We start from the raw sequence: 7,135 nt of genomic DNA on the forward strand, positions 1-7,135 counted from the left end.
CTTTTGAGACAGCTTCTTTTAATCACAAAAATTTACTCAAACGCAATTATCGAAAGTTTTGGATTTTCAATAATCTCTTTTTGTTTGAGTTTTTCTATATCAATTACACCAACAATATGATTGTAATTTTTACTCTGATAACGTTCTTCTATTTCATCAAAAATGTTTGAAACATCATCTGCTTGATTCTCAAAACCGATGTAAATTCGCTTCTTTCCTGTTTGATTAAAAACTCCTTCTTCTTTGTTTTCATATTTTCGAATCGAATATTGATAATCATATTTTAAAGCAGAAATATCGCTCAAAACCGCAGAAGAAGTGGGGAAACGCCCTGCTCCTTTTCCATACAAAAATTGTTCATCCGAAAGCGAACTTCCAATCAAAACTCCATTATATTCGTTATTCACAAGCGCAATTGTTTTATTTAATTCAACAAAAGTTGGCAAAACTGTTGATGTAATTTCACCCGTTTGATGATTAATTTTAGAATTCGCAATCAACTTTATAGTATAATTTTTTTCTTTCGCGTATTTAAAATCTTCCACTTTCAATGAGGTAATTCCTTTTCGAATAACTTGCTCAACATCAATCTTTTTACCGAAAGCATGCAACGTAATAATTGCTAATTTACTCGACGCATCAAAACCTTCTACATCAGCCGTGGGATCAGCTTCTGCAAAACCACTTTCTTGCGCTGCTTTTAAGGCTACTTGATACGATTCATTTTCATTTGCCATTTTCGTCAAAATGTAATTTGTTGTACCATTTACAATTCCAGAAACATAATTCAATAAATCGTTATCAAAATATTCTTCTAGATTTCTAATAATCGGAACTGAGCCGCAAACAGAGGCTTCATAAAGAAAAGAAACATTATTTTTTGCTTGCAAATCCAATAATTCTTTGTGATGATCTGCAATCAATTTTTTATTTGCACTTACCACATGTTTCCCTTTATTGAACGCTTTTATAATGATATCATGTGCCGCATCAGCATCCGAAATTAACTCAACAACAACATTTATTTCATCGTCATTTAAAATATCATCCGCATTAGTCGAAAATAATTCAGACGGAGCATTTCTAGATTTAGAATTATCTTTAATTACAATTTTTTTAATTGCAGCATTCAATTGTGGTTTTTCTTCCAATACCTTGTAAATTCCTTCTCCTACAACTCCAAATCCGAACAATCCGATATTTATTTTTTTCATTTATTTGTTTTGTTTTTAATTATTTACCAAAGAAAAGTGAAGAAAAAAAATGGTTCAATCGCATAAAAACAATTGAACCATTTTGAATAAAGAATATTATTGAAGATTGGTTTACAGTAGTTTTTATTCATCTTTCCTATAAGGATGGATTTAGCACCTTGATTCATTAATCAGGTTGCTAAAGTTTCTTTGGGCCATTTCCCTCCACTTTTCTTGATAAAATGTAAATTTTAATGAACTATTTCTGAGGACAAATTTAGGCGAAAGAATTCTATATATCCAAATTAATTTCATTTCTTTAATTTAATATTTTCCGTAATTATAGATAAAAATACACAAATAATGAATTTTATTCTATAAATATTTATAGACAAAAATAATTTTCTAAAAAATACAATTAAAAGAAAAAACAAATCTTAATAATTTTTAATAAAACCCTATTTTTATTAAAAATATTCTAAAAACTACAATTTTCAATAACTAATTAAAATATTATTTCTTTAAAATAGTAATTTTAAAGAAATATTTTCTAAAATAAATTTCAAAAATGACCTATTAGAGATTTTGAACTATTTCAAACAAAAATTATTTCTATGAACCAAGTTTCGAACTCGTTTTTTTCAATCTTGATTTTTTTATTCTCAATACTTTAAATAATTTTGCACATAGCTTTATAAAGAAAGATGGAGGGAATAGGCCCGTTGAAATCTTAGCAACCCAAAGTATAGTTGGGTGCTAAATCCTACTCAAATAGAGAAAGATAAGGACTTACCTCACACTTCTTCCCATAAGGCTTTTAAAATATTTAGAATGAAATTAGACGATATACTAAAAGAGCGTATTGTTATTTTAGATGGTGCAATGGGAACGATGATCCAAAAGCACAATTTACAAGAAGAAGATTATCGTGGAGAACGATTCAAGGATTTTCATACTTCTTTAAAAGGAAATAACGATTTATTGGTTTTAACCCAACCTCAAATCATAAAAGATATTCACCGAGAATATTTGGCTGCTGGTGCAGATTTAATCGAAACAAATACGTTCAATGCCAATATTATTTCTATGGTTGATTATGATATGGTTGATTTGGTTGATGAATTAAATTACGAAGCCGTTCGCTTAGCAAAAGAAGCTTGTGAAGAGTTTTCTACCCCAGATAAACCTCGTTTTGTAGTTGGATCTTTAGGTCCAACCAACAAGACAGCCTCTATTTCGCCACAAGTAAATGACCCTAGTTATCGCGATGTGGATTTTGATTTATTGGCAAATGTATATTATCGTCAAGCAAAAACAATGTTAGAAGCTGGTGCAGATATTTTACTTGTCGAAACTATTTTTGATACTTTAAATGCAAAAGCAGCATTTTATGGAATTCAAGATGCGATAGAAAAAACAGGAATCAACGTTCCTCTAATGGCTTCTGGTACAATAACAGATAAATCTGGACGTACACTTTCTGGACAAACAACAGAAGCTTTCTTGATTTCATTAGAACATATTGATTTAATTTCAGTTGGGTTAAATTGTGCTTTAGGTGCAAAAGATTTGATTCCATATTTAGAAGTTTTAGCCGAAAAAGCACCATTTTATGTCAGCGCATACCCAAATGCTGGCTTACCAAACGCTTTCGGTGGATACGATGAAACTCCTGAAATGATGCGAGATTTTATCAAACCCTTCTTGCATAAAAAATTGGTAAATATTTTAGGTGGATGTTGTGGAACTACACCAGATCACATCAAATTGATGGCTGATTTAGCAAAAGAATACGAACCTCGAAAAATTAATGTAGAATGTCAGGCGTAAAAGTTCAACTTTCTGGATTAGAACCTTTAATTGTTCGTGAAAATTCAAACTTTGTCAACGTTGGTGAACGTACAAATGTTACTGGTTCTAAAAAATTCTTGCGATTAATCAAAGAAGAAAAATTTGAAGAAGCACTTCAAGTTGCACGTGATCAAGTAGATGGTGGCGCGCAAATTATCGACATCAATATGGATGAAGGTATGCTTGATGGTGTTGCTTCTATGGTGAAATATTTACGTTTGATTGCTTCTGAGCCTGATATTTCGAAAGTTCCAATTATGATTGATTCTTCGAAATGGGAAATTATTGAAGCTGGTCTAAAAAATGTTCAAGGTAAAGCGATTGTCAACTCAATTTCTTTAAAAGAGGGAGAAGAATTATTTATCGAACATGCGAAGAAAATTAAACGTTACGGTGCTGCAACAGTGGTTATGGCGTTTGATGAGAAAGGTCAAGCGGATAATTATGAACGTCGAATCGAAATTGTAAAACGTTCGTATGATATTTTGGTAAATCAAGTAAATTTCAATCCAAGAGATATCATTTTTGATGTGAATATTTTCCCAGTTGCAACAGGAATGGAAGAACATCGCCGTAATGCCATCGATTTTTTTGATGCAACAAAATGGATCAAAGAAAATCTTCCGCATGCGTTAGTTTCGGGTGGAGTTTCGAATGTTTCATTTTCCTTCCGTGGAAACAATGCGGTTCGTGAAGCGATGCACACGGCGTTTTTATATCACGCCATTAAACACGGAATGGACATGGGAATCGTCAATCCAGAAATGATTGAGATTTACGATGATATTCCAAAAGATTTATTAGAACACGTTGAAGATGTTTTATTGGATCGACGTGACGATGCAACAGAGCGTTTGATTGATTTTGCCGAACATCTAAAAGGTGTTACAAAAGAGAAAAAGAAAGATGATGCTTGGCGCGAATTACCTTTAGAAAAGCGTATTGAAATTTCTTTAGTAAAAGGAATTACAGAATTTATTGACGAAGATACTGCAGAAGCTTTGAAAAAAATTGGTTCGCCATTACGTGTTATTGAAGGTCCTTTGATGGACGGAATGAACGTTGTTGGAGATCTTTTCGGAAGCGGAAAAATGTTCTTGCCTCAAGTAGTTAAATCGGCTCGCGTAATGAAAAAATCTGTTGCTTATTTAACGCCATTTTTAGAGGAAGAAAAACTTAGAAATAAAACAGACAAAGAGCCTTCTAAAATCTTAATGGCAACTGTAAAAGGTGATGTTCACGATATCGGAAAAAATATTGTTTCAGTCGTTTTAAGCTGTAATGGTTTCGAGATTATCGATTTAGGCGTAATGGTTTCTTCTGAAACAATTTTAGACGAAGCGCAAAAAAATAATGTCGATGTGATTGGTCTTTCTGGATTGATTACTCCATCCTTAGATGAAATGGTGCATGTTGCCAGAGAAATGAAACGTCTTAATCTTGATATTCCATTGATGATTGGTGGCGCAACAACTTCTAAAGCGCATACAGCTGTAAAAATTGCACCAGAATATGACAAAGCAATTCATGTTTTAGATGCTTCGCGTTCGGTTACTATTTGTCAAAAATTGATTGGAAATCAACAGGCAGAATTACTTACAGAAACAACTACTGATTATACAAAAATTAGAGAAGGTTTCTTGAATCGTGCTGTATCAAAGGAATATCTATCGATTGAAGATGCTCGAAAAAATAAATTAAAAGTTGATTTTGAAGAAAATAAACCTTTTAAACCAAATAAATTAGGTGTTTTCACGCATCAAACAGCAGTTTCTGAATTAAGAGATTTTATAGATTGGACTCCATTTTTCAAAACATGGGATTTACATGGTAAATTTCCAGCGATTTTAGAAGATGAAATTGTCGGAACAAATGCCAAAGAATTATATGTAGATGCTTTGTCAATGTTAAATAAAATTGAAGCTGAAAATTTAGCTAAACCGAAGGCTGTTTTTGGACTTTTCAAAGCGAATACGGTAAACGATGACACGATTGAGTTGTTTGATGAAAATGATAACAAAATCGAAGAATTTTACACACTTCGTCAACAAGCAAAAAAATCGAAAGAACAACCAAATATTTCGATTGCTGATTTTATTGCGCCAAAAGATTCAGCTATTCAAGATTATATCGGTGCATTTGCTGTCACAGCTGGTCAAGAAATTGAAGAAGTTGCTAAAGCTTACGAAACAAATTTAGATGATTACAATTCGATTATGGTGAAAGCAATTGCCGATCGTCTAGCTGAAGCTTATGCAGAATATTTGCACAAATATGTTCGTACAGAAATTTGGGGTTATGCGAAAGATGAAACTTTATCAAATGATGAATTAATTTCAGAAAAATATAAAGGAATTCGCCCCGCTCCTGGTTATCCTGCATGTCCTGACCATTTAGAAAAAGAAACAATTTTCAAAATCTTGGATGTAGAGAAAAATGCTGGAATTGAGTTAACAAGTTCTTTGGCCATGTATCCTGTTTCGTCTGTTTCTGGTTATTATTTTGGTAATCCAGAAGCAAAATATTTTGGAGTTGGAAAAATAAAAATGGATCAGGTTGAAGATTTTGCAAAACGTAAAAATATAGAACTTGATAAAGCTGAACGTTGGTTGAGTCCTAATTTGGCGTAAAAGCATTAAGCAAAAATAAATTTTGTCTTTCTAAATACAGCATTTCGAAATAAAGAATCTCATATTCCTCCCAAGCTCGAAATGACAGAAACACAAAGGCATTCTGAACTCGTTTCAGAATTACACAAGTTTGGATGAAATGTAGAAATAAATTCAGCATGATAACAAACGTAGAACAAAATTAAAAAATGCGTTAGGGATTGCAGTGAAAATCCTTTTTTGTTGATTAAACGAAGTCGAAATCAACAAAAAAGATTGCAACAAAAAGCCCGCCCGAAGGGAACGCCCTTATAAAATAAATTATATAATCGAAATTCGAGATTCGAACTTCGCTAAACGATAAAATTAATAATGAAAGTTACCGAACATATAGAACGCGCAAACGGAAAACCGTTGTTTTCTGTGGAAATTTTACCACCTTTGAAAGGGCAAGATGTCAATGCGACGTTCAAAACTTTAGATCCATTAGTTGAGTTAAATCCAGCTTTTATTGATGTAACTTATCATCGTCAAGAGTATATTTACAAACAGAAAGAAAACGGTTTATTAAAGCGTTATCAGGTGCGAAAACGTCCTGGTACAGTTGCGATTTGCGCTGCGATACAGAATCATTATAAGATAGATGCAATTCCGCATTTGATTTGTGGTGGATTTACAAAAGAGGATACAGAAGATGCGTTAATTGATTTGAATTTCTTGGGAATTGACAACCTTTTAGTTTTACGTGGAGATCCTATAAAATCGGAAAAATCTTTTGTTCCAGAAGTTGGTGGACATGCGCATGCATCAGAATTGATTGAGCAAATTACGGCTTTAAATACTGGAAATTATTTGGACGACGAGCTACAAGAGTCGCATGCAATGGATTTTTGTATTGGTGTAGCGGGTTATCCTGAAAAACATTTCGAATCGCCAAATCTTGCAATGGATTTGTATTATTTGAAAAAGAAAGTGGAATTGGGAGCGGATTATATCGTGACGCAAATGTTTTTCGATAATCAAAAATATTTTGATTTTGTCAAAAAATGTCGCGAAATGGATATTAATATTCCGATTATTCCGGGTATAAAACCTATGACAACTTTTAATCAACTAACGTCGATTCCGCAAAATTTCTATTTGGATTTGCCAGAAGCTTTGGCAATGGAAGTTTTGAAGTCTAAAGATAAAGAACGAATTAAGGAAATCGGGATTGAATGGTGCATTCAACAATGTAAAGAGTTAATCGATTTTGGTGTTCCTGGATTACATTTTTATACAATGAGTAATTCTATAAATACAAAAAGAATCGCTGAGGCGGTTTATTGAAATAGAAAAATAAGTTATCAAAAATCCGAGTTGTTGGCTCGGATTTTTTTGGGTTTATTTATTTTATTTATATTTTAATAATACTATGTGCTTTTTGCCCAACACTAAATATAGCAATTTTTCATATCTTGTAGTATGCAAGGACGAAAAGAA

The 7,135-nt window shown here is 32.5% G+C and carries 4 protein-coding genes and 2 riboswitches; of the genes, 3 read left to right on the plus strand and 1 reads right to left on the minus strand.

All coding sequences use genetic code 11. The features are described from left to right. Positions 1 to 32: 32 nt before the first annotated feature. The gene (locus B4G36_RS03585; protein WP_291062058.1) at positions 33 to 1,214 is read right to left on the minus strand and encodes a homoserine dehydrogenase; all 1,182 of its coding nucleotides are present in this window, start codon (positions 1,212 to 1,214) and stop codon (positions 33 to 35) included. Positions 1,215 to 1,338: 124 nt separating this feature from the next. Next, positions 1,339 to 1,437: riboswitch (SAM riboswitch) on the minus strand. Positions 1,438 to 1,882: 445 nt separating this feature from the next. Next, positions 1,883 to 1,981: riboswitch (SAM riboswitch) on the plus strand. 43 nt (positions 1,982 to 2,024) lie between these two features. Between B4G36_RS03585 and B4G36_RS03590 the strand changes: the two genes are divergently transcribed. The 3 genes from B4G36_RS03590 to metF all read left to right on the plus strand — a co-directional run bounded on the left by B4G36_RS03590 (position 2,025) and on the right by metF (position 6,982). Beyond that, on the plus strand, positions 2,025 to 3,023 hold the full coding sequence (locus B4G36_RS03590; RefSeq protein ID WP_291062060.1) for a homocysteine S-methyltransferase family protein: 999 nt from the start codon (positions 2,025 to 2,027) through the stop codon (positions 3,021 to 3,023). Beyond that, the gene (gene metH / locus B4G36_RS03595; RefSeq protein WP_291062062.1) at positions 3,011 to 5,674 is read left to right on the plus strand and encodes a methionine synthase; all 2,664 of its coding nucleotides are present in this window, start codon (positions 3,011 to 3,013) and stop codon (positions 5,672 to 5,674) included. Before B4G36_RS03590 ends, metH begins: the two co-directional genes overlap by 13 nt. Before the next feature lie 351 nt (positions 5,675 to 6,025). Continuing rightward, complete coding sequence (metF, locus tag B4G36_RS03600) at positions 6,026 to 6,982, plus strand: methylenetetrahydrofolate reductase [NAD(P)H] (protein ID WP_286476810.1); 957 nt, start codon at positions 6,026 to 6,028, stop codon at positions 6,980 to 6,982. The last annotated feature ends 153 nt before the right edge of the window (positions 6,983 to 7,135 follow it).

This window comes from Empedobacter sp. UBA3239 (assembly GCF_002362875.1).
Lineage (GTDB): Bacteria > Bacteroidota > Bacteroidia > Flavobacteriales > Weeksellaceae > Empedobacter > Empedobacter falsenii_B.